This is a genomic window from Pseudobacter sp. (assembly GCF_051955275.1).
Classification (GTDB): domain Bacteria; phylum Bacteroidota; class Bacteroidia; order Chitinophagales; family Chitinophagaceae; genus Pseudobacter.
This window is the reverse complement of the sequence record NZ_JBQCGW010000085.1, coordinates 1-24,957: the sequence shown is the minus strand read 5'-3', so window position 1 is coordinate 24,957 and position 24,957 is coordinate 1. Positions and strand designations below refer to the sequence as shown.

General features: G+C 48.3%; 23 protein-coding genes. 9 read left to right on the top strand and 14 right to left on the bottom strand.

All coding sequences use genetic code 11. The features are described 5' to 3' along the window. Positions 1–47: 47 nt before the first annotated feature. Positions 48–1,712: a hypothetical protein gene (locus ACTHMC_RS07490; RefSeq protein ID WP_440412211.1), complete on the bottom strand. Its 1,665-nt coding sequence runs from the start codon at positions 1,710–1,712 to the stop codon at positions 48–50. A gap of 5 nt (positions 1,713–1,717) precedes the next feature. Then, a complete protein-coding gene (locus ACTHMC_RS07485; protein WP_440412209.1) occupies positions 1,718–4,744 on the bottom strand; it encodes a tetratricopeptide repeat protein in 3,027 nt (1,008 codons plus the stop codon). Between the two features lie 191 nt (positions 4,745–4,935). On the opposite strand from ACTHMC_RS07485, the gene ACTHMC_RS07480 reads away from it, so the two are divergent. Both ACTHMC_RS07480 and ACTHMC_RS07475 read left to right on the top strand, forming a co-directional pair. After that, positions 4,936–5,343, top strand: a complete 408-nt coding sequence (locus ACTHMC_RS07480; RefSeq protein ID WP_440412208.1) for a DoxX family protein — start codon at positions 4,936–4,938, stop codon at positions 5,341–5,343. Between the two features lie 11 nt (positions 5,344–5,354). Beyond that, a complete protein-coding gene (locus tag ACTHMC_RS07475) occupies positions 5,355–5,774 on the top strand; it encodes an acyl-CoA thioesterase (protein ID WP_440412207.1) in 420 nt (139 codons plus the stop codon). A 266-nt stretch (positions 5,775–6,040) separates the two neighbouring features. Here the strand turns inward: ACTHMC_RS07475 and dacB are convergent, their stop codons facing one another. Continuing rightward, complete coding sequence (gene dacB, locus ACTHMC_RS07470; RefSeq protein ID WP_440412206.1) at positions 6,041–7,453, bottom strand: D-alanyl-D-alanine carboxypeptidase/D-alanyl-D-alanine endopeptidase; 1,413 nt, start codon at positions 7,451–7,453, stop codon at positions 6,041–6,043. A gap of 65 nt (positions 7,454–7,518) precedes the next feature. On the opposite strand from dacB, the gene ACTHMC_RS07465 reads away from it, so the two are divergent. From ACTHMC_RS07465 to ACTHMC_RS07450, 4 genes are all read left to right on the top strand, one after another. Continuing rightward, the gene (locus ACTHMC_RS07465) at positions 7,519–8,772 is read left to right on the top strand and encodes a CinA family nicotinamide mononucleotide deamidase-related protein (RefSeq protein WP_440412205.1); all 1,254 of its coding nucleotides are present in this window, start codon (positions 7,519–7,521) and stop codon (positions 8,770–8,772) included. Between the two features lie 89 nt (positions 8,773–8,861). Beyond that, entirely contained in the window at positions 8,862–10,217 is a 1,356-nt protein-coding gene (locus ACTHMC_RS07460; protein WP_440412204.1) for a dihydrolipoamide acetyltransferase family protein, read from the top strand. A 68-nt stretch (positions 10,218–10,285) separates the two neighbouring features. Then, complete coding sequence (locus ACTHMC_RS07455; protein ID WP_440412203.1) at positions 10,286–10,399, top strand: RloB domain-containing protein; 114 nt, start codon at positions 10,286–10,288, stop codon at positions 10,397–10,399. Between the two features lie 17 nt (positions 10,400–10,416). After that, the gene (locus ACTHMC_RS07450; protein WP_440412202.1) at positions 10,417–10,641 is read left to right on the top strand and encodes a hypothetical protein; all 225 of its coding nucleotides are present in this window, start codon (positions 10,417–10,419) and stop codon (positions 10,639–10,641) included. Here ACTHMC_RS07450 and ACTHMC_RS07445 read toward each other — a convergent pair. Next, positions 10,638–11,138 (bottom strand): SixA phosphatase family protein, encoded by a 501-nt coding sequence (locus ACTHMC_RS07445; RefSeq protein WP_440412201.1) that lies wholly within the window; start codon positions 11,136–11,138, stop codon positions 10,638–10,640. The two genes, ACTHMC_RS07450 and ACTHMC_RS07445, sit on opposite strands and share 4 nt — an antisense overlap. 119 nt (positions 11,139–11,257) lie before the next feature. Here ACTHMC_RS07445 and ACTHMC_RS07440 point away from each other — a divergent pair, with 119 nt between their 5' ends. Then, on the top strand, positions 11,258–11,974 hold the full coding sequence (locus ACTHMC_RS07440) for a hypothetical protein (protein ID WP_440412200.1): 717 nt from the start codon (positions 11,258–11,260) through the stop codon (positions 11,972–11,974). A 2-nt stretch (positions 11,975–11,976) separates the two neighbouring features. Here the strand turns inward: ACTHMC_RS07440 and ACTHMC_RS07435 are convergent, their stop codons facing one another. The 9 genes from ACTHMC_RS07435 to ACTHMC_RS07395 all read right to left on the bottom strand — a co-directional run bounded on the left by ACTHMC_RS07435 (position 11,977) and on the right by ACTHMC_RS07395 (position 22,527). Next, positions 11,977–12,741 carry an SDR family NAD(P)-dependent oxidoreductase gene (locus ACTHMC_RS07435; RefSeq protein WP_440412199.1) on the bottom strand — a complete coding sequence of 255 codons (765 nt, stop codon included), beginning with the start codon at positions 12,739–12,741 and terminating at the stop codon, positions 11,977–11,979. A 90-nt stretch (positions 12,742–12,831) separates the two neighbouring features. Next, a complete protein-coding gene (locus tag ACTHMC_RS07430) occupies positions 12,832–13,770 on the bottom strand; it encodes a helix-turn-helix domain-containing protein (RefSeq protein ID WP_440412198.1) in 939 nt (312 codons plus the stop codon). A 214-nt stretch (positions 13,771–13,984) separates the two neighbouring features. Then, entirely contained in the window at positions 13,985–16,948 is a 2,964-nt protein-coding gene (locus tag ACTHMC_RS07425; RefSeq protein ID WP_440412197.1) for an alpha/beta hydrolase family protein, read from the bottom strand. Positions 16,949–17,058: 110 nt separating this feature from the next. After that, on the bottom strand, positions 17,059–17,694 hold the full coding sequence (locus ACTHMC_RS07420; protein WP_440412196.1) for a porin family protein: 636 nt from the start codon (positions 17,692–17,694) through the stop codon (positions 17,059–17,061). Positions 17,695–17,764: 70 nt separating this feature from the next. After that, positions 17,765–18,502 (bottom strand): porin family protein, encoded by a 738-nt coding sequence (locus tag ACTHMC_RS07415; RefSeq protein WP_440412195.1) that lies wholly within the window; start codon positions 18,500–18,502, stop codon positions 17,765–17,767. 87 nt (positions 18,503–18,589) lie between these two features. Then, entirely contained in the window at positions 18,590–19,477 is an 888-nt protein-coding gene (locus ACTHMC_RS07410; protein WP_440412194.1) for a DMT family transporter, read from the bottom strand. Positions 19,478–19,504: 27 nt separating this feature from the next. Next, positions 19,505–20,302 carry a polyprenol monophosphomannose synthase gene (locus tag ACTHMC_RS07405; protein ID WP_440412193.1) on the bottom strand — a complete coding sequence of 266 codons (798 nt, stop codon included), beginning with the start codon at positions 20,300–20,302 and terminating at the stop codon, positions 19,505–19,507. A 77-nt stretch (positions 20,303–20,379) separates the two neighbouring features. Beyond that, complete coding sequence (locus ACTHMC_RS07400) at positions 20,380–21,147, bottom strand: exonuclease domain-containing protein (RefSeq protein WP_440412192.1); 768 nt, start codon at positions 21,145–21,147, stop codon at positions 20,380–20,382. A gap of 21 nt (positions 21,148–21,168) precedes the next feature. Beyond that, positions 21,169–22,527, bottom strand: a complete 1,359-nt coding sequence (locus ACTHMC_RS07395; protein WP_440412191.1) for a UDP-N-acetylmuramate--L-alanine ligase — start codon at positions 22,525–22,527, stop codon at positions 21,169–21,171. 264 nt (positions 22,528–22,791) lie between these two features. Between ACTHMC_RS07395 and ACTHMC_RS07390 the strand changes: the two genes are divergently transcribed. Then, entirely contained in the window at positions 22,792–22,920 is a 129-nt protein-coding gene (locus tag ACTHMC_RS07390; protein WP_440412190.1) for a hypothetical protein, read from the top strand. Between the two features lie 1,128 nt (positions 22,921–24,048). Here ACTHMC_RS07390 and ACTHMC_RS07385 read toward each other — a convergent pair. Next, positions 24,049–24,255 (bottom strand): hypothetical protein, encoded by a 207-nt coding sequence (locus tag ACTHMC_RS07385; RefSeq protein ID WP_440412189.1) that lies wholly within the window; start codon positions 24,253–24,255, stop codon positions 24,049–24,051. A gap of 200 nt (positions 24,256–24,455) precedes the next feature. Here ACTHMC_RS07385 and ACTHMC_RS07380 point away from each other — a divergent pair. After that, on the top strand, positions 24,456–24,957 hold a 502-nt coding region (locus ACTHMC_RS07380; RefSeq protein ID WP_440412188.1), incomplete at its 3' end, for an RNA polymerase sigma factor.

The window sequence follows — 24,957 nt, the reverse complement described above, 5'->3', positions numbered from 1 at the left end:
CGTTGTTTAAAGTTGCGAAACAACAGCATTTTGTTGAATGATCAAAATCATTTCTGGTTGAACGAATAAGTAATACCTCCCAACAGGTTAAACCCAAACACTTCGTACTGATTCCAGCGCTGGTATTTGTTGTTGAGGATATTGTTGAACTGCACCCAGAGATTAAGATTACGGGTAATACGAAACTCCGCTCCCGCGTTCAGATCAAAGCCAGCCTTACTCTTGAAGGCATCGCCGTGTTTCAGGTAACGGGCGCCGTCCCAGAGCCAGAACTCTGTGCGCAGCATCAGGTCCTTCATAGCCTGCCAGTGCAGACCGGCATTGAGCTCTACCGGTATCATACCCCATGCTTTCTGCTCCACTTCAAGGTTGTAATACTTGTTGAAAGTGAAACCGGCATTGGCGCCGAAGGTTTCACCTACATTGTAGGCGGCTTCCGTATGCAGACGGATGGCATTGAACTTCGGCTCATAATGGATCAGGAAGGTCTTGCCGTCCCCGTCATCATTCACAAACAACGGAGAATTGCGATATGTCAACAAACCGAATTTCGCTGAATAGCTGAAATGGTTGCCCACTGAGCCTTTCAGACCGGCATATCTTTCCTCCACACGGGTATTCAGCATGCTGTCCGGCTGCGCCAGCCAGGGATTGATGCTGGCAAAACGCTGGTAGGATCCTTTTTCATAATAACCGATCCATCCGAGTTGCAGGGTGAACTGCTTGTCGTTGGTAGTGATATCCGCCATGATATTGGGCAGCATATGGAAGTTCTTCTGCTCCCAGCTGGGGATGATCCCGCCCTGGATGAAGAGATTGTCTGATTTGTATTGCAGCGCGGCATTCACCATATAAAGGTTATTGCTTTGCTGGAGGGCAGAGATACCAAGGCCTGTATGCTCATCGCGGTCATACCTGGTCAGGTCGGCAGTAGCACCCAGGTGAAAGACGAAGTCTTCCCCGAAAGTCTTTTCCAGCGGCAGGTTCAGCACCGTATTGGTTTCTTTGCCTTTGTTACCCCGGTTATCGGAGAAAGCGCTCACTTTGAGGTTGGGATGATAGTTGAGCCCGAACTCGGTAGGCTCTATATTACGCAGGTCTACCCTGCCTTCGATGGTCTGGAAACGCTGACGAAGGTCCTTTTTGGAAAATACGAGCGTTTTGGGCTCGTAGCCGTAGAGGTAATAGTCATCGCTCTTAAAACCGAGGCGGGCATTCACTTCCAGGTTGCTGTTGGTTTTGTAGGTCATGGCCGCGCCAACGCTGGTCATGCTGTTCTTCTGAAAATCAAGACTGCCCTTGCTGGTATAATGATCTGCAAAAACATTGAAGTAGGTATTCTTGAAATCACCGAAACTGAAGCCGGCTTTTACATAAGGCTGGTGCACGTTGCCGATGCCCACCTTGATGAAATTGCTGTACTGCCAGGCGCCGATGGAATCCATCTGCAGGGCCACAGGCTTCAGCTCAGCCGGTTGATAGGTGAAGAAAAGATTCTGCACGGGAATGGAATAATTCATCCTTGGCCTGGATGTATCCACTGCCGGCGGAGCCGCGTTGAAATTGATCTTGGCCGCTTCCCTCAGTACCGGTTTGAAGGTGCTGGTGATGTCGATGGATTTGCGTTTGGTACTGTCCTGCGCGTTTGCCGCACGCGGAGCTACCGAACAGAATGCGATGAATGATAAGATGGCTATGTTAGTTCTTTTCATTGTAATCAGTTGTTGATCTTGCTGTTTTTCTTCTCCTCGATGATGGTCTGATCCAGTTTGCGTTGTGCTTCCTGGCGCAGTTCTTCAATACGCGCATTCTCCACTACGCTCTGGAAAGTGGCCTTGGCATTGAAGTAATCCTGTTGCTTGAAGTAGATATCTCCCAGCAGGATATATGCTTTGGTGACCCAGTTCTCGTAAGAGCCGGCTTTGTTGATCACTTCAAAAGCCGCTTTTTCGGCATCTTTCATCCTGCCTTCGGTAAACAGACAGTTTGCTACTTCGTACCGTGCTTCTGCGCCGTAAGCCGATTTGCTGAGTGATACAACAGTACGGAACTGAGTAATGGCCTGATCACACTGGTTATTGTTCTGGTAAGATTTGGCAATGGCCATATTCGCCATCGTTTTATCATCCGTACCAATACCTTTCTGATTGAGGAGATCACGTGCGTTCTCAACTGCATCGCTCCATTTCTGTAACTGGTACTGGCTGCGGAGCAGGCCACGCATGGCTTCGAGCTTGTTCTCCTGTGAAGTGGCAAAATCTTTCAGCTTCTTGAAATAGATCTCGGCCTTATCGTATTTCTTCAGGTCGAAGAAGTTCAGCCGGGCTGCATTGAGCAGGGATTTCTCACCATACTTGTGCGGTACACGGTCTGCGAGAATCTCGTATCCGGCGGCTGCTTTGGCCCAGTCTTTAGCGTTGAAATAGATCTCGCTCTTATAATACAATGCTTCCAGGGAATGTTTACCATCAGGGAACCTGGTCACATAATCTTCAAATGCTTTGGCGGCAGCGGAGAAGTTACCGTTGTTGAACTGCACTTCAGCAGCCTGGTAGGCCAGTTCCTCTTCCTGGGTGCTGCTAACTTCCTTGCCCATGCTGCGTGCAAAGTTCACGTAATCGCCGGTCTTGCCCTGCTCCACATAAATAGTGCGGGCATTTTCCAGGGCCGCATCCGCTTCGGCGGAATTAGGGAACTGTTTGATCACAGCTGTGTACTGGTTCAGCGATTCAGTGTTATTATCAAGGTTATAATAAGCTATACCAAGTTTCAGATAAGCCTTTGGCTTCAGGGAAGAGTTGGGATCCGAGATCACGTTCTTAAGGTATGGAATGGCTTCGCGGAACTGCTCGCTGGCCAGGTAGGTACCGGCAATCTCCATATTGGCATCACTCACCAGTGAGGAGGAAGGATATTTCCTGCTGATGCCGCTGAGCAACGTGATCTTTTCTTTACCACTGTTCACGCCGGCTATCATTGCTTTCTGGAAAGTGGCGTAATCACTTTGTGGCCAGGAGAAGTCCAGCACTTTATTGTACATTTCCTGCGATTTCTTGTATTCCCTGCTCATATAGTAACAGTCAGCCGCTCGAACGTAAGCATCCTGTTCCAGTGGCGTGGAGTTGAGCCTGGGCGTTGTCACCACCTGCTCAAAGAAACCGAGGGCCTGTTTGTAATTCTCTTTTTTCAGGTAGGCATAACCGAGATTATACTTTGCATTCACCGGGCTTGCTTCGCCGGCAACAGTTCCTGATTTGAGGTACTCGAAATAATACCGGATGGCGTCGTCTGTTTTATTGAGACGGTAGGCGATCTCGCCTTTCCAGAACTGGAGCAGCGACAATACGCTGGCATTGTCAGGCATGGCTTCAGCGCGGGTGAGCAGTTCATTGGCGGTCACCAGCATGCCATCGTTGATCAGTTCCGTAGCTCGACCGTAAAGTATTTTGGGATAAAGCCTTCTGGCATTGGGCGAAGGGTTCTTTACTCCTTCGATCAGTGTGAGGGCATCCTTGTAATTATTGGTATTGGCCAGCACGTTGATGAGCAGCTCGCGGGCCTCTGCATTGTATTCCGAATTGGGATAGGTGGCCAGGAATTTCTGGAGCTCGGTTAGCGCCACATCCTGGTAGCCCAGTTCAAAAGAGAGCTTGGCGTAATTGAAGCTGGAGATCTCTTTCTGCTTTTCATTGCTGCCATTGGTAGCGCAGATGAAGAAGGCATTGCGGGCATTGGCCTTCTGATCGGTTTTCAGGTAGGCATCACCGAGAAGGTACATGGCGTTCTGCGCCAGGGAATCCTGGTTGCCGCTGATCTGTTTGAAACCGTCGATTGCTTTATTGTAATTCTTCGCCTGGTAGTAACAATAGCTGAGCTCGTACAGGTCTTCCTTTCTTACTTTGTCGGACTTGTTCACGTAGGTTTCGAGGTAGGGCAATGCCTTCGCATATTCCTTTTTTTCGAAGTAAGCATGGCCTACGATCTGACGCATTTCGAGGTCGTAATAGAGATTGCCTCTTTTGAGTTTATTCTCTGCATACTCCAGGGCTTTGTCTTTCTGCCCCAGTGCGTAATGGATATTGGCGATATAATAAGGCACAACCTGTCCGTACTCCGGATGGTCTTCCACCACGGCAAAGGCGTCGAGTGCTTTGCGGTATTCTTTGTCGTTGAAAGCGAGGAAACCGTAGTAATAATTCGCATCCAGGTAATTGGGATCATCCTTCATCTGCCTGATGGCATCGAACAAGGGTTTAGCCTTATCGAACTGTTTGGCGTTGAAGTAGGCATACCCCTGGTGGAATTTAAGATCGGCGATCTCGCGGTTGCTGAGGTTCTCGATGTTGGTGGCCTCATACTGCCCGAGCGCTTTGGCATAATCCCCCTGCCGGAAATAATACTCGGCCAGGTGGAAGCTCATCATCTGAACACGGGCGCTATTGTCTTCCAGGTCAATGAAGTCCCGCGCTTTTTCCACCGCACCGCGCTCATTCTGTTTGAGGGCGCAAACGGTGGTGTAATATTTTATTTCCTGGGCTGTAATGGCTTTATCTGTACGATCCTGATCGCGCAGCTGCAACTGAAGATCTTTCAGTAAAGGATAGGCAAGACTGTATTGTTCGCGCTGGAAAAATTCCTTTGCCTGCTTGAATGTACCCTGCGGGTCATTGATAAATCTCGTTTGCTGGGCAATAGAACCTTGAATGGAAAGAGCCAGAACGCAAAAGGCTGTAATTTTTTTCATTCCAATATCCGTTTGAAATAGAGGACAACAGTGTAAATCACTATTGTAACGTGGTAAAGATTCTAAATATTTTACCTTCAACCAAACATCGTTCCAAACACCTGTGGATAAGTGGGAGGTTTAACTTTTCTTTTTCATTATGTATTGCAAATACAAAACCACTACTTTTGAAAACTGAAAAAAATCATCCCATGAGTAAACTGATGTCAACCAACTACACAACCGGATCTTTCAACTTCGCAACCCTTCTGATGCGCCTCGTTTTCGGCGTTTTGATGATCAATCACGGTTACCAGAAACTGATGCACTTTTCTGCCATCAAACCCAAGTTCATGAGCGTTTTCGGGATCGGACAGGGCCCAACTCTCGGCCTGGTGGTATTTGCGGAAGTGATCTGTGCCGCCCTGGTGGTGATTGGATTATTCACCCGTTTTGCGGCAATTCCTGTGATCATTGTACTCTGTGTGGCCCTCTTCAGTGCGCACAAAGGATTGATCTTCGGAGAAGGTGAAATGGCGGCGCTCTTCCTTGGTGGCTATCTTGCTATCCTGATAGTAGGCCCCGGCAAGATCAGTGTTGATGGAATGACTGGCAATTAAGATCCCGGATTATGTACATTACAACAACTCCTATCCGCGTAAGATATGCTGAAACCGATCAGATGGATGTGGTTTACCACGGCAACTATGCCCAGTACTTTGAAGTAGCCAGGGCCGAATCTATCAGGTCACTGGGTTTCACGTATAAAGACATGGAAGCAATGGGCGTGATCATGCCCATCGTGGAAATCAAATTCAATTTCCTGCGGCCGGCTCATTATGACGATCTACTGACCGTGAAAACCACGCTGAAAGAATTACCGGAAAACCATCGGATAGAATTCCACCAGGAAGTGTTCAATGAATCAGGCAAACTGCTAACGGTGGGGCATGTTGTTTTATATTTCCTGGACGCCGGCACCCGTGAAAAGACTGTGATGCCTGCCCTGCTTCGCGAAAAACTGGCACCTTTCTTTAACGGCAATGCCTAGTGGAGGCCCGGAAGAAAAAACTGAATTAATATTTAGTTAATCATCAAACTATTGCATAAATTGCCTGAAGAGATTTTCTTTGCAGCATCCAATATCTGAAAAACAGACCAAATCCAGATCCTGAATCCGAAAGACCGGAATCCAAAAATCCAGAAAGACCGATCCAATTCCTAAAAGACCAGTAGAGAAACCGGACCCTGGAAAAACCGTTTCCAAAAAAGTCCTTTGAAAAACATCGCCCATGGATGTTTTTCTTTTTTTTGTACCTACTTCAGAATGTCCAGCACCCGGTAGATCTTCTTCACCACTTCTCCCGATCCCCCATTGTAATTATTGATGATAATAGCGAAGGTATACTTCGTTCCATCCTTTGCCGTATGATAACCCGCAAATGCCCGGGAGCCACCGATGCTTCCGCTTTTCATCTTCATTCCATTATATAACGGCAATGAATACTGGAAGCTGCTGAACCAGGGTCTGTCCTTCGCAAACTGCAATACCCGTACCAGGGCATCCGTGGTAACACGGTTCTGTGGCGAAAGGCCACTGCCATCCATGATATTGGCTGCCCCTTTTTCAATGCCTTTCGATTGCCAGAATTCGCGGAGCAGGCTGGCGCCATCATCTGTATTTCCATTTCCATTTTTCGCGAAGGCGATCCTTTTCAGCAGCGCCTCGCCATATAAATTCACACTCTTCTGAAGGAACCAGTAATTGATGCTGTCCAAGGTGGGAGAAGCGATGGAATCCAGCAGGGCTGTGGGTTTATGAACAGGCTGCTTTTGCAGGTATGCGCCGGAATTCGTCTGCACTTTGCCACTGAATTTTATACCGGACTGCAGCAATTGCTTCTTCAGCATTTCTCCGAATACAGCCCCTGGCTGCGGCATGGAACCGGAAATAGTGAAATTGTTTTCATTGGCGGGAATGGTGCCCGAAGTATAGGCTTTGTTGCTGTAAGGAGCGGAAAAAATATAACCGTTATCACCACTCCCCTTCTTCCCCACCCTGATATCATTTACAAGTGTGAAGTTGGGGATCGAAGGGCTGATACTCTTAACTGTGGTGAGCCCGCCACAACAATCACCGGCCGATAAGGTGAGGTCGTACTGGTTCTCGTACCAGTTGAGGCCCCAGCATCCTGCGCCGTAATAGTTTCCCATATCCGTCCAGATCCAGCCGCCGGGCAGCGGGTCACTGGTATAGGACTGATCATCGATCCATAAATTTCCTTTGATGGTATGGATCTTCTGCTGTTTGAGGATGGTGATGATGCGGTCCATCACTGCTCTCTCTTTGGTGCCGGCCCAACGCCAGCTGCCGAGCGTGGGGTCGCCCGCCCCCACTACAAAGAGGTCGCCATTGAGCACGCCCTGTAGAACGGGTTGATCACGGGCAATGGTGGTATAGAAACGGAATGTTGGTCCAAGTAATTCATAGGCCGCAGCACTGGTGAATAATTTCTGTGTGCTGGCGGGTGCCAGTCCGGTTTGTTCCTGCCTTCCGAACACGGGTTCTCCGGTTGTAGTATTCACTACACAAAGACTGATGATGGCATGTTTGAAAACAGGATCAGCTTCCATCTGAACGATGGCTTCTTCCAGCTTTTGCGGCACGGACTGGGCGCTCAGCCGCATGCATAAAATCAGGCAGGCGCTAACATAGAGGATCTTCTTCATGCGATGTTCGATTACAACATGAAAATACAGATTTGTGACTACCTTTGAACCCAATTTCCAAATCTATGCAACAGGTATTTGCATCAATCATCACAATCGGAGATGAACTACTGATCGGACAGGTAACGGATACCAATAGTCCATGGATGGCGCAGGAACTCAACAAAACAGGCGTATGGCTGAAAAGAAGAGTGGCGGTTGGCGACCTGAAACAGGAGATCGTTCATGCACTGGATGAACAGGCGAAGGATTGCCAGATCATCATCATGACCGGAGGCCTCGGCCCCACTGCTGATGATATCACCAAACAGGTGCTGAATGAATATTTCGGAGGAAAGATGGTGACCGATCAGCGCACACTTGAACATATCAGATACCTGTTTGAGAAAGTATACAACAGGCCCATCATCCAGCGCAACCTGGAACAGGCAGATGTACCCGATGTATGTACCGTACTGTTCAATGAACGCGGCTCAGCGCCGGGCATGTGGTTTGAGAAAGATGGCAGGATATATGTATCATTGCCGGGCGTACCGCATGAAATGAAGGGACTGATGCTGAAAGAAGTACTACCCAGGCTGCAGCAGCATTTCACCATGCCGTTCATCAGCCACCGGACCTTGCTTACGGCCGGTGTAGGCGAATCTTTCCTGGCAGAGATGATCAAAGATTGGGAGGCAGCGCTTCCTTCTCATATAAAACTGGCGTATCTTCCACACTATAGTATGGTGCGGCTGCGGATCACAGGGTCTGGCGGCAGCAAAGAGCAGCTGGAAAAAGAACTGGATACGGAGTTCAGCAAACTTAAAACACTGGTGGCTGCGCATATGGTGGTGGATGAGGACAAGCCCCTGCAACAGGTGGTTGGGGATCTGCTGAAGCGGACCAACAGCACTCTGGCAACGGCTGAAAGCTGTACTGGTGGCTATATTGCGCACCTGATCACCAGTATTTCCGGAAGCAGTGAGTATTTCAGGGGATCGGTTGTGAGTTATGCCAATGAAGTGAAGGAAAACCTGCTGAAAGTGTCTCACGATACCCTGGTGCAGGAGGGGGCCGTAAGCGAACAGACGGTGAAACAGATGGTGCAGGGTGCCCTGCTTACCCTCAATACTGATTTTGCCCTGGCCACCAGCGGCATCATGGGCCCCGGCGGCGGCTCAGAGGCCAAACCCGTGGGAACAGTATGGGTAGCGGCAGGAAATAAGGATGAGATCGTTACACAATTATTTCATTTCAGGTTCGACAGGGCCCGGAATATAGAAATGACGGCCATTAACGCCCTCAACCTGCTGAGAAAGTTTATCGCCAGCCGGTAAGTGCGAACAGTTGTTAGCAAAATCATTACCTTTGGCCCGTCATCAGATCAAACCAAGAATCAACTAAACAATAAAACCTCCGATCAACTATGGCAGTTGTTGACTTAATAATGCCTAAACTGGGTGAAAGTATCATGGAAGCCACCATTCTCAAGTGGCACAAACAACCCGGAGACCCGGTGAAAATGGATGAGACCATCCTGGAGATCGCTACCGATAAGGTAGACAGTGAAGTTCCATCCACTGCTGAAGGTGTGATTGAAGAGATCCTGTTCAATGTAAATGATGTGGTGCCTATCGGGACCCCGATCGCACGCATCCGCACCGGTGCTGCCGAGCCTGCCAATGCCGGTAAAGCACCTGTTACTCCGGCTGCCAGCACCACTTCCGCTGCTGCTGCCGTTGAAACTGCGCCCGCTGCCACTCAAACGGCTACAGCTCCTGCAGCAAGACCTGCCGGGAATGGTACCGCCAACCGCTTCTATTCCCCCCTCGTGCTCAATATCGCCGCAGGCGAAGGTGTCAGCATGAGCGAACTGGAAAACATCCCCGGTTCCGGCAATGAAGGCCGCGTAACCAAGAAAGATATTCTGGCCTATGTGGAAGCAAGGAATTCCGGCAAACCGGTTGCTGCTCCCGCAACGGTAACGGAGCATCGCCCGGCTGTTTCACAACCTGCCACCCAGGCAAATGTGATCACCACTTCCGGCGACAACCACACTCCTTCTTACTCCGGCAATGTTGAGATCATCGAGATGGACCGCATGCGCAAGCTCATTGCAGAGCATATGGTGCGCAGTGTGCATACCAGCCCGCATGTGACCAGCTTTACGGAAGCAGACGTTACCAATATGGTGCTCTGGAGAGAGAAAGTGAAGAAAGAATTTGAAAAGAGAGAAGGTGAGAAACTCACATTCACACCGCTCTTCGTGGAAGCCATCGTTCGCTGCCTGAAGAAATACCCATGGCTCAACAGCAGCCTGGATGGAAATAAGATCATCGTTAAGAAAGATATCAATATCGGTATGGCCGCAGCACTGCCCTCCGGTAACCTGATCGTGCCTGTGATCAAAAATGCAGACCAGCTCAACCTGGTAGGTCTCAGCAAACAGGTGAACGGACTGGCCAATGCAGCCCGCAACAACAAGCTGAAACCCGATGATACACAGGGCGGCACTTTTACCCTGACCAATGTAGGCACATTCGGCAGCCTGATGGGAACCCCCATTATCAACCAGCCGCAGGTTGCGATCCTGGCAGTAGGCGCCATCAAGAAACGTCCGGTTGTAATTGAAACGGAGCAGGGCGACAGCATTGCCATCAGGCATATGATGTACCTGAGCATGAGTTATGATCACCGCATCATCGATGGAGCGCTCGGCGCCACCTTCCTGAATGCCGTGGCCAAAGAACTGGAAGGGTTCGATCCGGCGAGAACAGTGTAGATAATGTTTGTGTTACTTGCTATATAGCTGCCTCGGTAAGGGGCAGCTTTTTTTATTAAAATGCTGCATTGAACAATATCCAGATAGCCTATTCAAATCAGGCATTCGAGTATTGGCTGATCCTTCATTTTGAAGATCATCAGGGCGGCAAAATCGATCGTAATGATTACCATAAAAAATAAACAGGTATTTAAGCCCGTTGAAACAGAAATATGAAGCTCGAAAAGGCAAAATAATCTCTAAGGATCTTTTTGAAGTCCTGCAGGGTAAAGACCCTAAAGTCAGTAAATCCCGTCAACAACTTGCTATTGACAGAGCTAAAAGAATCTATTCTGCATTATCACATAAAAATCCAGCCGGGGAAGAGTCTTCAACCACAGTTTATAAGTTAGTTGAAATCCTTCAAAAACATTGCGGAAATTAGAAACTTACCCTCGCGAATTCTATCTTTTTCCCCCCATTTTTATACCTGATAATAAACAACTGGTCATACACAGACTCCGGCAGATCGCCCTCCACTTTGTTCTCTCCTGCCAGCATATTCGCAATATCATCGATGGTATTACTATGCCCTACAATGAGCGTATTCTTTTTGATTTTTTTTAATTGCTGAATGAAGGCAGTATCAGGCCTGGGGCCATAGGTTTGAATGTTCACACCCGTGAGATCACTGATGGGCTGTGCCGTAGACCGGGTGCGAATGGTATTGGTGGAAAAAATATAGCGGATATTCTTATCGGACAGTACATGCTTCAATGCTTCCGCGCGTTGCAATCCGGTAGCGCTGAGCGGTGGATCATTGGGGGTATTCATGGCAGGCCCATGTGATGGAGTGGCTTTCTCCGCATGTCTTACTACATAATAGGTATGCGTGCAACTCGCCAGCAGGCTGATGAGGAAAAAAGATAAAATGGATTTCATGCAGGTTGTTTTAGGTGCTTCCTGAAGTTAACAAAAATAACCCTGGCCACCCTGTACAACTTGCAAGTGATATTAATTTTTCGTAAATTCAGATAAGAACTCACTTAAATACCCCGGTTATGAAAACACTTTCCGAAACCTGGTTTGCCGAAGGCTACGTGGATTTTGAACTGAAGAAATACACGTTGCTGGCCTATTTGAAAGAAGTCAACAAGTATTTCAACGAAAACAAGCTCTACCCACAGCTATCAGAGGTGATCTTTCATTACAATAACCTGATGGCGCTGCGCAATAATAAAAAATACCTGCAGGAACAATTCCCTAAAAAACTCACGGGTATCCAGATCCGGCAACTGCAATTGCTTTATGAGCAGATCATTGAAGATGATGAAATGATGCAGGAACTGGAAGATATCATCAATTATTCAGCCGACGAGATAAAAACCACCATCAGCAGTGGAACGGCTATTTATGAATTTGTGGAAGAGAAGCTGACGATCTTTCCTGTTGGCCTGGTGCCGCTCGACAGTAACGAAGGATATTTCTTTCTCAGCGAAGGCAGCTACCGCAATACCCGTGTGTACCAGTACAAGCTTAGCATCTTTGAAAAGCACGATGAGAAATTCCGCGCCATCAGAACGGAGTTCCTGGATCAGTGGACACGCAATATTGCCAACAGTTACGAGAATATCAAGTCAGAGTTATTAAAGCTGCGCCGCGATCTTCCTAACCCTGCCGTATACTCGATAGAAACAGATCTCAGCTTCCCTTACGATGAAACATTGTTGCCAGTGGCCAAGCGAAGGCTGGTAAGATATCTCTCTACAGCAGCATGATCTTACAGATGGATACCGCCAGATACCTCGATGCGCTGTCCGTTTATCCACCTGGCCTCATCGGTACATAAGAAGGCCACCACTCCACCGATATCATCCGGCAGCCCTACCCTGCCCAATGCCGTGCTGTTGGCTATCTGCTGGTTCAACTCTTTGTTATCACGTACATGACCACCACCAAAGTCTGTTTCGATGGCACCCGGTGCCACTATGTTTGCAGCAATGCCACGTGATCCCAGCTCTTTGGCGAGATAACGGGTAAGTACTTCAACCGCGCCCTTCATGGATGCATAAGCAGCTGATCCCGGGTAAGAAAAACGGGCCAGGCCGGATGAGATATTGATGATCCTGCCACCATCATTGAGGAAAGGCAGCAGTTTCTGTGTAAGGAAGAATACTCCCTTATAATGAATATTCATCACTGCATCCAACTGCTCTTCAGTAGTTTCTACAAAAGGAGCATAGAGTGCCGTTCCTGCATTGTTGATCAGAAAATCAATATTTGTACTGCCTGTCTCCGACTTCAGCACAGTGGTCAGGTTAGTAACAAATCCATCAAAGGATTTGATGTCACCTGCATTCAGTTGCAGGGCTGCCGCCTTCAGTCCGGATGATCTTATTTCTTCCACCACCTTATCAGCTTCCGCTTTATTGCTGTTGAAGGTGATCACAACATTAATGCCTTTCCCGGCAAGGGCCAGTGCCATATTGCGTCCCAGTCCACGGCTGCCCCCTGTAACCAACGCTATCTTATTTCCTGTACTCATTGTTTTAAATTTTAGAGTACAAAGTTCTGATGATAGCGGGTCAGGTCATTTGCAAATACCAATCAATGATTTGCAAATTTCAAAGGGGGATCAGGAGCGGAAGGCCAGAGGGGCTACGGAAGCCTGTTTCTTAAAGAAATTGGAGAAATGGGCCACTTCTTCAAAGCCCAGCGAATACGCGATCTCGGAGATATTCCAGTCGGTATGCTTCAACAGTATCTTGGCTTCCTGCAGTATCCGGTTACTGATGATGTCTCGGGTGGTTTTACCAGTACTCTCTTTCAATACCTTATTGAGGTGGTTCACATGAACGGAAAGCGTATCGGCGTAGTCTTTAGCCGTTCTCAGTTTCAGTACCTGCGATTGTGAATCCACCGGGAACTGTCTTTCAAGCAATTCAACAAACAATGCAGTGATCCGGGAAGATGCGTTCTGCGTGGTATACAATGCGGTGGAGGGTTGAAGCTTCTGTCCGTAATGGATCAGTTCAAGTACGTAATTACGGATGAGATCGTATTTGAAAGCATAACCGGATGCAATTTCCTTCTGGATCTTTGTAAACAAACCGGAAATTTCCATGGCTTCTTCATCACTGATCTGAAACACAGGATAGCCGCCTGATTTGAAGATGGGCAATTCATCCAGCACCACTCCACTCTTGTTCTTGCTCATGAACTCATCGGTAAAAACGCAGAAACAACCGGACTGTTCAGGGTCCAATGGGGTCCAGTGGTATGGCACTTTGGGAGTGGCAAAGAGCAGTGCGTTCTTTTCTATTTCTATCACCCTGTCCGCATATTCCGCCCTGTTCCTGCCTTTGATCAGGCTCACCTTGTAATAAGCCCGCCTGTTGTAGGGCATCACAGCTTTCTCTTTGACGTCGCGGATGGTCTCAGCAATATCAAAGACATTGAAATGACCTATTTCTTTGGTGATGCCAGGTGGTAACAGGGCATCGATCTCCCTGCCCCATACTTCGGCGGCATGCTGGTAGAAATCGTCGAGTGATATGTCTTTGTTCTTTTTCATGGAACCTGATGTAGGATCAAATGTACGATTTTGGAAACAGAGGGGGATGGTTGCCGTGATACCCGGGGAGCAGTCGCTCGCGTCCCCGCGAGCGACTGGGCACACCTTAATAATATTGGGCTTACCTGAATTGATGTGCCCCCAAAAAGTTAGTCTAACTTATTGGGGTCAGTTCAAATCAGGTAAGCCCAATTTATATTTATTGAATCCAGGTTTAGAACCCGGCCTTGATATTGGTTGCGCCTTCCACGCCAGTGCCCCAATCGATCCCCTTTTCCGTGGCCGGAACGCCTTCCGCGATCCACTTTGCAGCAGGCGCGCCTTTCAGGTAGTGATCGAAGAACTGCGCGAGGCGGATGCTCAGGTCCTTGCGGTTCCTGCGCTCCACCAGGTTATGGTCTTCCCCGTTGTATTGCAGCATCCATACTTTCTTGCCAAGTCTGCGCAGGGCAGTGAAGTATTCGATGCCCTGGTACCAGGGAACTGCTCCATCCTGATCGTTGTGCATGATGAGCAGCGGGGTTTTCACTTTGTTGGCAGTGAAGAGCGGTGAGTTCTTGATGTACAATTCAGGCTTCTCCCACAATGTAGCGCCGATGCGGCTCTGCGAGCGCTCGTACTGGAACTGGCGGTTGAGACCGCTGCCCCAGCGGATGCCTCCGTAGGCACTGGTCATATTGGCAACCGGTGCACCGGCTCCTGCCGCTGCAAACATATTGGTACGTGTTACCAGGTATGCTACCTGGTAGCCGCCCCAGCTCTGGCCCTGGATGGCCATTTTGGTAGAGTCAACATAAGGCAGTTTGGCCAGCATCTTAGCGGCCGACACTACTGAATTGTAAGCGCTCTCTCCGGGCTGCCCGTTCTTGTACCAGATATTGGGATCGAAGACCAGGTAGCCATTGCTCACGAAATAAGGGATGTTCACAGTGCTGGCGCTGGGCGCTGGCGCACGATAGTTGTACAGGTTGTCTGCATTGCGCTCATAGAAATAGAAGATCACGGGATATTTCTTCTTCGGGTCGAAATTCTCCGGCTTGAAGAAGAGCCCCTCAGATTCCTTCCCATCGAACATTTTCCATTTCACCAGTTCAACCGTGAGCCAGTTGTAATCTTTCTGCTGCTGATTGATATCGCTGAGCTTCGTGAAGGTTTTCAGATCGGAGCTGACATTCACGTTCATGGACTCTTTGATATCCATGATACCCAGCACATACACTTCCGCATCTTTGGCCTTCATCGGCATCACGATGCCTTTGGGCTGCATGCTGAGCTGAACAGGGTCTCCTGACACATCGAGTTTCTTTGTGTAGAAGCCTGCATATTTATTGGAGAAATTGAAGGCATTGAAAAGTAGCTGCTCATCTATTTTCCAGGACCGCACTTCCCTGTCGAGGTCCATAATGCGGAGCTCTGTTTTGTTCTTCCTTCCGTAACCATTAGTGATATTGATGGGGGCAGCGGCGCCGGTGGGATCAACCTGCCATACATCGTAATGATCGTAGATCAGCACGGCCGCATCATTGTCGAGCCATTTGGAAGTACCGTAAGGACCGGGCGCATCCGGATGATCATCTTCCTCGTCCCACAGCTTAACCGGGATCTTCTGCGTGATATTGCGCGTGGTGCCGGTGGCCACTTCATAAGCAAAATAATGTTTCAGTTCAGGATCGTACCAGGCGATGAACTTTCCTTCATTAGAAGGACTGAAGCCTCCTCGCTTTTTCTCCTTCACGATCTTACGTGAACCGTCAATGGTGGAGATGGTGAATGCGGTCTGGTACGAAAAACCCTGCCACTGTGAGGCCACACGGTTGCCTTTGCTGGAGAAGGCCAGGATATAATCGGCATTGCCTTCATTCACCAGGTAGGTGTTCTCAGCATCATCGGCGCCGAGCTGCACCACGTTCTTTGCGTCTGCATTCAGTACAGCCAGATAACTCCTGCGGAGATCGGACTGCAGGTTGACCAGCTGCTGCGGCTGCAGATAATCATCTTTGTAGCTCCAGATATCGAGTCTCGCCGTTTCAAAATCAACGAGCGTTGTGTCTTTCGGTTTGCGGATGGAGGCCAGTCCGAAGAAGAGCTTCTTACCATCCTTACTGAACTGTGGCGAGTAGGAATCGCTCACAGTGAGGCCTTTCGCCACGCCGGCCGTATTCCTGTCGGCGCGCAGCAGCGCACTGTCGTACCCCGGCCTGTAATACCAGAGCTTATGGAATTTGGTGAGCGCTTTCGAAACACTGTCGCGCTCCGCCAGGAAGGCCAGCTGTGTGCCTTCCTTATCCAGGGTGAAGCTACGGGCGTCATTGAATTTTCGCATGACCGTATCCGTTGTACCGGCTGGCAATGAGGTCCAGAGAACAAGCGACTGCGTCAGTGAATCGTTGTTCTTGCGCGTGGTTTCCACCAGCAGTACATTTCCATTTTCACTGAAAGTATAATCCGATACCAGTGGATATTTCTTTTCTTCTCCTGTGTACAGGTTTTTCAGCACCAGCTCTGTTCCTTCTTCCACCGGATCTTCATTGGATTTGGAAGCAGGTTTGCCTTCTTTTTTGGCAGGCTGCAAAATAGCGAGGCCCTGTGTTCTGGCTTCGGCTGCTTTGCGGCGGATGCTGTCAGCCACGCGGGCGAGGCTGTCTGCCATGCGTTCCAGGCTGCTGAGCTGTGTAAGGGAATCGGGTTTGGCCCCGGGTTTGGGAGGAACAGGCAATGCCTTTTCCATGAGGTAGGCCACCCATTGACCGGTTCCTTTCTCGGGAGTTTTGAAACTTTTGATGCGGGGTACGCGGAAGAGACTGTCCTTGCCGAATTCAAAGATCACGAGTGTGTCCTTTGGCATATCGTCAGGGCGTTTCTTTTTGATGCGCGCTTCCCTCACATCCTTGAAAAAAGGCTTGAGTCTGAATATCACGAACCTGTTATCCGGTGTGATCACTGCATTACCGCCCCGGGGAAACTCTTTTTTGTAGCTGTTGTCCGTGGCCTGTATCACCAGGGTGCCATCACCTTCCTGCGGCGTGATGGTGTAGGCTACGAATTTACCATTGTTGCTGACTGATCGTTCCGAAATGGATTGCCATCCATCGTACACGGAATGATCCAGTGGCTTTTTCTGGGCCATGGCGAGCGAAGTGGATAGCATGGCCAATAATACCAGGGGCGTTTTTTTCATACCGGAAAAATGTTTAGTAGTAGACGGTAAATTAAGAGAAATTACTGCAATGTTTCACAAAAAAGGAAGGGCGGAGAAATTCCGCCCTTCACCTGTATTCAGATTATTGATTATTGCAAGAGGTAACCTATTGACAGGTTGAAACTTGAGTGATACATTTTCAGGTTATAGGGATTGCCCATCCTGGGTTCGTCATACTGGTTCAGTAATCCGGTATTGGTGCTGAAGTTAAACGTGAGACCGTTGGTCAGGTCCACGCCGAAGATCATGCCCAGTCCAAGATCGAACCGCTTCAGTAATCCTTCATTGAACACATCTGTTTTGAGGCCTTCCACGTCAGCTTTGCCGCCGATACCTACACTGAGGGCAGGCCCTCCGCCCAGGAAGATGCTGGTGCGGGAACGGGAATAAGTCTTGTACCAGACGAAATTGACGGGAACCTCAACATAATAAGGTCTGAATTTAAGTCTGGAGTTCACGCTGGGATCCACATCAAAAGTGGAGCCTTTGCTCACGATCAGAAGCTCAGGCCTGATATGGAAATTTCTTCCGGCAGGCTGGTCCAGGATCATACCGAGATGGAAACCTGCGACCGGATCACCACTCTCGGTGTCCATATTTCCATTCTGAGAAGCGGTGCCCCGCATATTGGCTAAGGTAAATCCGCCTTTGAAGCCGAGGCGGGTCTGGCTGAATGCTGTAGAGCCGATCCACAGCAATGCCACGAGGGTGAAGATTCTTTTCATCGGTTAAGTATGGGTGTTTAGAGTTAAACGGATGCGCAATCAGGGAGAATTACATATTCCGGGCACGATTTCATTTCTTCTTTTTTCCCAGGAGGTAGCCTACGGAGACGGCATAATTGAAATTGATGACCTTGTTACCGCTGGCCATGTACTTTGATCTATTGATATCATTGAAGCCGCTGTGCACGCTCAGTTCGCCATTGAGGCCGAAAGGAAGATCGATGCCGGCGGATACTACAGCGCCGAACTGGAATTTGCTGTACCAGTTTGCTTCATGCGAAGTAAACATTGAGGCCGGAACGGGAAAACCGCCTTCATTCCTCCATTCCATGCCATGCAGATCAACCGATCCGGACAGTGGTAAGGCAAAGTAAGGACCACCGCCTACATAGAACGCGGCAGACCTCATCTGATGGTAATACACAAAATTGACCGGCAGTTCCAGGTAATCCGCCACAAAGCGTTCATTGAAAAAATACTCATATCCGTTCCTTGTTCCTTTTTCCTTGTAGTCGGCTACCCTGCGGGAATACAAGAGGTCGGGCCTGATATGGAATTTCTTTGTAATGGGAATATCCACGGTGAATCCTGCGTGGAAATTGGCGTGCAGTTCAAAACGGTCGATATCGTAGGATGGCACTCCGGCAAAGGGGAAACCGGTATCTACAAAACCATCGGGTTTTGCACCAGCCTTCTTACCGCTAAAAGGTTGGTTGAGGTTGAGGCCTCCCTTAACGCCCACGCGTACCTGGGCATTTATAATAAAGCATACAGAAAGGCAAAAGCTAACAGCAATCAGTTTTTTCATGAGTGTAAGGTTGAAAGGTGGCAGTCCCTGAAAAAATAATCAAGGACTGCCAGGCTTCCAAATACGCTGCATCTATTTTACGCTGCTTTAACTTTTTGTGCTGATTTTTCTCCCGGATCTGTACACCAGGAGGGTCTGCAGGAGCACAGAACACACGATCAGCCCCAATCCCACGTAAAAAGCCCCGGTCAGCATCCTATCTTCCCGGAACAACAGGAAGGCCAGTGTGATACCATATAATGGTTCCAGGTTATAGGTGAGATTGACCGTGAAAGCGGAGATCTTGCTGAGCGCCCGCATGGATAACTGCATGGCCCATACGGTGCAGACCCAGGCCAGGATCAGGAGCCAGATGATATCGGATCCCTGTGGCAGCAGGTTTTCCGTAGGAAACAGTTTCAGGTAGAAAGGCAATGCCAGGGTGAGAAAGAGAAACCCTCCCGTGAGCATGTATACCGTAACGGTTTCCGCGGAATGGAACTTGAGCTGCCCCCGGCTGAGAATAGGAAAGATACTGCCGAGCATGGCGCTGATGATACCGATAATGATCCCTGTTTTGTATGTGGGGTCAAAGTGAAAGATCAGCGAGATGGCCAGCACGGCGATCAGCCCCAGTAACAGTTCAATGATATTGATCCTGGAGCGTGTAATGATGGGCTCAAAGATGGCAGTGAAGAACCCTACCAGTGAAAAACAGACCAGTGCCACAGACACATTGGAGTATTTGATACTGGCGTAGAAAGTAAGCCAGTGCAGCGTGGCTACCACGCCCACCCCGGTGATCTTCAGCATATCCTTTGTTGATATGCGTTGCAGTTTTTTCTGCAATGCAAACAAAGCCCACATGGTGATGATGGTGAAGAGCAGGCGGTACCAGACGAGTAACGCTTCATTGAGTGTAATGAGTTTACCCAATATAGCGGTGAAGCCGGCTATGAACACGGCTGTATGTAATTGCAAGAACGCTTTACGCATGTAAATTGAATTCAAAGATGAACAACCTTAATATTTCACAACTTCATCTCTCTTGAGAGAGGACCGGAAGGCTGGCGGCGGAAGATTGTTCTTTACGCGGTTGCGGTAATCTTTGAATAAGCTGTACCAACGGAGTTTGAGTACACCCAGTATTCCCTCTTTAACGATGCCTTTGTGCATTTTGGAGGCGCCGAACTTACGGTCCTGAAAAATGATAGGCACTTCTTTGATGTTGAAGCCGAGTTTCCAGGTGGCAAATTTCATCTCTATCTGGAATGCATAACCGAGAAAGTGGATCTGGTCAAGGTTGAGGGTTTCCAATACTTCTGCGCGATAGCATACAAAGCCGGCAGTAGTATCTTTCACGGGCATCCAGGTGATGATACGGGTGTAGAGAGAACCTCCTTTCGAGAGGAGGATCCGGTCCCATGGCCAGTTCACAGTACCACCGCCTTTTACATAGCGGCTGCCGATGGCCATATGGGCTCCCCCGGTGTTGCAGGCCTCGTAGAGGCGCTCCAGGTCCTGGGGATTATGGGAGAAGTCGGCGTCCATTTCAAATATGAAACGATATCCTCTCTGTAAAGACCATTTGAAACCATGGATATAGGCAGTACCCAATCCGAGTTTACCTTTTCTTTCTTCAAGGAATAATTGCGCCGGATATTTTTTCTGGAAATCCCTTACAATGGATGCGGTACCATCGGGTGAACCGTCATCGATGACGAGGATATGATAGCCCTGCTGCAGTGAAAAAATTGCTTCTATAATATTGGCAATGTTCTCGCGCTCGTTATAAGTAGGTATGATAACTATCTTTTCCAAAATCAGGGCTCAAATAAGAATACGAATCTACGCTTTTTCAGGCTGTTGTGAAACCACAAATTCTTCACAGCTGCTTTTTACCCCTTCTTTAACAGGGTCCTGTTGAATATCTCAGTGAGTTTCTGCTTGGTATGAAGCGGAAAGTCGCCTTTCATCATCCAATCATAATATTGGGGCTCGGATTTCAGCACCTGTGCCACAGAGCGGCCCTTGTGTTTTCCGAAGTTGAATACTTCCACTCCATTCTCCATGATCATACGGCGGGCGAAATCCACCACTGGCTCTTCACCAATCACTTTGAGGATGCTATCGACGGAATTGCCCAGCTGAGGATATTTTTCCACCTGCGCCTGGAGTACATCCCAGGTTGCACTGGCATCTGCTTCCGCACTGTGGGCATCTTCCAGGTTTTTGTTACAGTAAAATTTGTAAGCAGCACTGAGGGTACGTTGCTCCATCAGGTGGTACACTTTCTGAACATCTACCAGTTTCCTTCCCTTGAATTCGAAATCAAGACCGGCACGAAGGAATTCTTCCGCCAGCATGGGAATATCGAAACGGTTGGAATTGTATCCGCAGAGATCACATTGTTCCAGGAACTGTTTGATCTCATTGGCCACCTGTTTGAAGGTGGGCGCATCTTTCACCATTTCATTGGTGATTCCATGAACGTCGATTGAAACGGCGGAGATCGGCATTTCAGGGTTCAGGAGTTTACGCTTTACCGTTCTTGTTCCGTCAGGACTGATCCTGATGATAGCGATTTCTACGATCCGGTCAATTCCCAGGTTAACACCGGTAGTTTCCAGGTCAAGGATTGCCAGAGGCTTTAATAACTGTAACATCAACGTTGATATTGGTTATGTTTAGTCAACAATGTTCTTTGCAAATGTAAGCATATCTGCCCCATCATAGTTACCCGAGCTCATCAAAAGCAGGTTACTGTTCCCGTATTGCTGTTCCTGCAACCATTGCATCAGGGATTCCCTGTTGTTCATCACCACCAGACCTGGTTTTCCGAAGCCTGCGCTGATTGTTGAAGCGTTCAGCGGTGGCAGTCTTTTCAACTCCAGCGCATGGTTGGAATAATATACAACCGCTTTATCGGCTTTCTCCATAGCGCCTTTGTACTGGTCCATGAACTGCTCATTGAGGCTGCTGTACGTGTGCAGTTCCAGCACTCCGATGAGGGTACGTTCAGGATATTGCTGTTTTACGGCATCGATGGTGGCTTTTACTTTGGAGGGAGCATGGGCAAAATCGCGGTAAACAGCAGTCTGTTCATTTTTTGCCATCAACTCCAGTCTTTTTGCGGCACCACTGAACCCGGCGATGGCCTTTACAAATGCTGCGGCATCTACGCCCAACTCTTCGCAGGCGTACCAGGCGGCATGAAGGTTCAGGAGGTTATGGTCTCCGAACACGCGGAGCGTATTTTGCTGCCCTTCGATGGTAACTGTGGTGGCGCCATTACTGATGGAATGTTCCGGAATGCCGTAGGGCTGGTAACGGATATCAGTACGCGCATGTCTGGTCACCAGTTCTTTGAGGACGGGATCAGACTCATTATAAATGAGCAGACCGCCGGCATCGATCTTATCTATAAAGATGGTGAACTGTTCCAGGTAAATATCGAAAGTGGGGAATACATTGATATGGTCCCATGCGATGCCGGTGATGATGGCGATCTGCGGGAAGAGAAAATGGAATTTCGGGCGTTTTTCGATGACGCTGGCGGGGTATTCATCGCCTTCGGCCACCAGGATGGGGGCGTCTGTGATGCGGACGGACTGGTCGAAACCATCCAGTCTGGCGCCAACGAGGTAATCGAAATCCTTTCCGGCCTGCCTGAGCACATGCATGATCATGGCGGTGGTGGTGGTTTTTCCATGGCTTCCGCCAACCACTACCCGGGTTTTATGGATACTTTCCTGGTAAATATATTCAGGGAAAGAATAAATGCTGAGGTTGAGCTCTCTGGCGCGGATCAGTTCGGGATTATCAGCTTTGGCGTGCATACCCAGGATCACAGCGTCCAGACCGGCATGGATCTTTTCCGGGAACCAGCCCATGACTGCGGGGAGGATACCAGCCTGACGGAGATTGCCGAGGGCCGGCTCAAAGATCTCATCATCGCTGCCAGTGACCTGGTATCCTTTTTTATGTAATGCCAGTGCGAGCTGGTGCATCACGCTTCCGCCGATGGCTATAAAATGTACTTTCATACCAAAAAGGATCGAAAATAGTCATTTTCAATTGTAAATACGTTACAGTTTGACCTATATCAGATTTTTTGTGGCAGGGGTATTGCATAACCCGAATTTATGTTGTTCCTTTGGATCATCAACCCGTCCAATCCTCAGAAAATCTCACATTTTAGTATCTACCCTTTTCACCCTTTACCGGAATCCGCTACCTCTGAATTACCTGCAGATCGAAAAACCATTTTCTCGATTTCAGGCAATTAGTAAACTTTAAATACCACAAAAATGAAAAGGACAATGTTGATCCTGGCCGTAGCTATGCTCGCCAGCGTAATGATTACATCTTGCACAGCTTCCAAAGGTGGATGTGCTTCTTCAAGAGGACTTGTAGGTTACGGTAACGGAATGCGCTAACGAAGATATAAATCCAAAATATTCAGAGTCTTCCCTTCCTGGGGAAGACTTTTTTAATTGCTGCCGTTCTTCCACTTCAGGGGTCCGGTCCGGAAATAATCTTTGATCCTGCTCTCGAACCTCAGATTTAAATAAAGATAACCTGCGCCACAGTCCTGATAGTAAGCCACAAAATCCGGCAGACACTTATAAATAAACCGGAAGTTGTTGCTCACAGGTTGCTGAAGCCGTAAAGTATCGCTTGAGTTCTGGCATCTCATTACAATTCCACTCTCTTCAAAATCTCCTTTCAATAAAAAATACACTTCCCTGATTATCATATATCCTGAATAGTCTGATTGATGTGAAAACAGCCAGTTATCCGCATTAATAAGAATATACTTTATAGTATCTGTTCCTCTGGCCAGTGACTGAATATACATCGCATAAAACCTCGGCTTATTCAGATATCCCTCCTTCCTCTCTGTCTCTACTAAAATATTCAAAATCAAATGCAAACAACATCTTACCTCATATTCCGGCAACCTTTTTTAAAATAGATAGTCTCTCCCCTGATCTCATTTCCCAGACAACAGTAAGCACCTGCCAGCATTTAAAAAACTTACCTCAAGTAAAAGAATAAATAAAGCAATTACGGTCCTCATATCTAAAAGACTGGAAAAAGGCAAAACATTATAATCATCAAGGTCTCTCTTTACGGCCCGGCCTTATCATCGGCTCAGCAAAGCTGGTATGATAAGCCCGGCCTACGATACATATCTTGCTTCAGCCCGGTCCTGTACCAATGCCTCAACTCACCCCGCTAAAGCCTAAACAAATCCCCACAGGTGTAGGTATGTTTTACAGCCGGCGTTTCATACCAGCTCTGCGAATACAGCTGGAGAATAAAACCCGCGAATAAAGCCTGCCGTATATACCATGCCGGTACAGCGCGCAAATGCAGGGCAAACGCAGCTTAACGATCGCAGTTTCCGAGTCCAGTTACCCGTCCAGGCATAAATAACAAAGAGGCCGTTCCAGTTATGAAACGGCCTCTTTTCTCAAAAGATGGCAGACTAAGGAAAAAGCCCTCCTGTGAACAGGACGGCCTCTAACGATTGCTTGCCATATGAATAAAAAACGTTATTCTTAGTGAGCAGCTGGAGCTGGCTTAGAAGTGTCAGCTTTAACTGTAGAATCAGCTTTCAGAGCAGAAGAATCAGTGCTGAGAGCAGAAGAATCTGGTGCAGTCTGAACTGGAGCTGCAGTAGTATCAGCTTTAGGAGCTTCAGTAGTTGCAGAGTCATTACAAGCAGCGAAAGCGGCTACAGCGAATACAAACAGGAGCTTTTTCATTGTTTCTTTTTGTTTTGTTATCGAATGATTTATTATGGATTAATACCGCTATCAGGAAAAGGTAACCTCCTTTGTAAAAAAATTTCGTAATTTTTTTCCTGGCCCGGAATTCGCGAGATTGCGGACCGGAATTCTCCCTGTTAAAATCAGGGATCAGTGGGTTACTTCTCATTAATTTGAGTATTAAATAAAGGTTACGCGTGAAAACAGACCCCAGGGAAATAGCATTATTGGAAGGATTGGCTAAGAACGACAGACAGGCCATTGAAACCATTTATAAGCAACATTATAATATGGTTCAATCGCTGATAATCAACAATAACGGTTCTGTTGACGACGCAAGGGACATTTTCCAGGAGGCCATGATCGTGCTCTATGAAAAGGCCCGGTCAGGCACATTTGAGCTCAACTGCCTGCTGAAAACTTACCTGTACTCCGTGTGCAGGCGCCTCTGGCTCAAAAGGTTACAGCAACAGCAGAAAATGGTGCCGGATATAAACGGACTGGAAGACATGATCCCGGTGGAAGAAGAGATAGACCAGCATGGCCAGCGAAGCGCCGCTTACCAGATGATGGAAAAAGCGATGATGAACCTGGGTGAACCCTGCCGGAGCCTGATCGATGCCTTCTACCTGCAGAAGAAAAGCATGACCGACATCGCAAACTTTTTCGGCTATACCAATGCCGATAATGCCAAGAACC